This window comes from Lysinibacillus sp. fls2-241-R2A-57 (assembly GCF_030209535.1).
In the GTDB taxonomy this organism is placed as follows: Bacteria; Bacillota; Bacilli; order Bacillales_A; family Planococcaceae; genus Lysinibacillus.
This window is the reverse complement of the sequence record NZ_JARVRU010000093.1, coordinates 1-1,830: the sequence shown is the minus strand read 5'-3', so window position 1 is coordinate 1,830 and position 1,830 is coordinate 1. Positions and strand designations below refer to the sequence as shown.

The 1,830-nt window shown below is 30.0% G+C and carries 3 protein-coding genes; all 3 read left to right on the top strand.

The features are described from left to right. The first annotated feature begins 203 nt into the window (after positions 1 to 203). Positions 204 to 563 carry a DUF7716 domain-containing protein gene (locus tag QRN68_RS15915; RefSeq protein WP_285397880.1) on the top strand — a complete coding sequence of 120 codons (360 nt, stop codon included), beginning with the start codon at positions 204 to 206 and terminating at the stop codon, positions 561 to 563. Between the two features lie 107 nt (positions 564 to 670). Continuing rightward, positions 671 to 1,111 (top strand): ankyrin repeat domain-containing protein, encoded by a 441-nt coding sequence (locus QRN68_RS15910; protein WP_285397879.1) that lies wholly within the window; start codon positions 671 to 673, stop codon positions 1,109 to 1,111. A 143-nt stretch (positions 1,112 to 1,254) separates the two neighbouring features. Continuing rightward, positions 1,255 to 1,647: a hypothetical protein gene (locus tag QRN68_RS15905; RefSeq protein ID WP_285397878.1), complete on the top strand. Its 393-nt coding sequence runs from the start codon at positions 1,255 to 1,257 to the stop codon at positions 1,645 to 1,647. Positions 1,648 to 1,830 lie beyond the last annotated feature (183 nt).

The following is a 1,830-nucleotide window of genomic DNA, read 5'->3' as shown; positions in this document are numbered from 1 at the left end:
CGGAACCTCTGAGATGTTTTTGAAAAAAGTGTTCAACTTGATATTGCAATTTAGGGAAATATTTTTGTACACAAAAATTTAAAGATTTTATTGAAAAAAACAAAATTAATGGATTGAAGTTCAAGGAGGTAGGAATAGCTACGTAATCCAAACTATGTCGAGATTGATTGATCATTTTATGGATATAAATAAGGAGCATATTAATGGGAAATATAGAGTTTAGAAAGCCATATGATTTAAGTCAGATAATCTATGTTATTTCAAAGGATATTGAAAAAAACGGTTATAAAAATACTAACTTCAGTTTGTATACTAATGAAGATAAAGAAATGGCGAGTTCAGACCTAATATGTTATTTGGATCTCAATCCAACTATTACAGATGATGATGAGGAAGTATACCCGGATTTTATAATTAATGAATCATTGGAATTCTTTTATGACGGACAACAATTTGAAGATGTGTTAATGAATGTCTTACACCAGAAAAAACAAGCTTCAATTGATGATTTTATATTGGGATTAAATTATTATATGGAACACGATACGTTTATGGGTTTTTAGTCTACTGTATAACAACATTTTCAAAACGGCAGGACCTTGTCTTGAATCAATCTCATAAGGAACGAAGATAAATCATATTCACCATGTAGGAAAGGAAAGGAAAGAAAATGAATAAATTTGATGATACCCAGTTATATGTGTTACTAAATGAATCAAATTATGAGAAAATTAATACGTTTTTACAAAAATATGGTTTAGATAGTGTTGATAGAGATGGACGTACATTTTTGATGTCCGCAATCGTTGAAGGAAAGGAGGATGTTGTTAATTATCTTGTGAATATTGGATGTAATGTTAATACTAAAGATAAATCGGGCTTAACCGCACTGCATTTTGCAGTTATTTATGACAGATTTACTATTGTTAAGGTTCTTATAACTCATGGTGCTGAAATTGATGCAGTAGACAACGTAGGTAATACTCCCTTATGGAGAGCGATAATGGAAAATAGTAATGAAACATCAACAATAAGGTATCTATTAGAGAATGGAGCAGATCCTAGTAAGGCTAATAACCGTGGGATAGCACCGAAGGATTTGCTCGAATAGTGCGATCTACAACCGATGCTATATTATTTTCTTGATAATAATGTATTTTATTAAGATTCCAAAGCATAAGTAAAGAAGACGTATCAGCACTTTCTTTACATATGTAAGAACTACAGGATATAAAGGAAGGGAAAATCATTGTTATGAATGAAATAAAACTAGAGGTTGAGGGATATTATGAAGTTTTAAACTTGCATAAAGCTTTATTGGAGGCAAAATTCCATAAGAATCCAGATAATTTCTATGTTGCGGGTAGTCCTATTATTGCAAAAATCTGCAACAATATTGTAGATATGTTAACAGAATACGAAATTGAAGAAAAAGGTAAAGATACATGGAGTGAATGGCGGAAGATTGAAAATCATAATTTTTTTAAAAAAAGAGCATTAGAAAATGCTCAAAATGTTTCATGGGAGAAGTTAAGCTATGAAAAAAAAGAGTCATTAACAAAAAATATGTTTAGTCCATTTACTTTTACTGAAAAAGATGTAATAGATTTTATAAAAACGGTTGATGGAAAATTTAACATAGAATAAAGAAGAATAGCTAAATTTAAGCCCTATCTGGTTATGTTTGATTGAATCATATCATCGTTATAATTATTGGTCACATTTTCATATAAAATAAAATCCATATTGAAACACTTTCAATATGGATTAGTTTTTTTGTAAGCCCGAAATATAAAAAAGCGCACCTTTTCGGTACGCACAACGAATAGC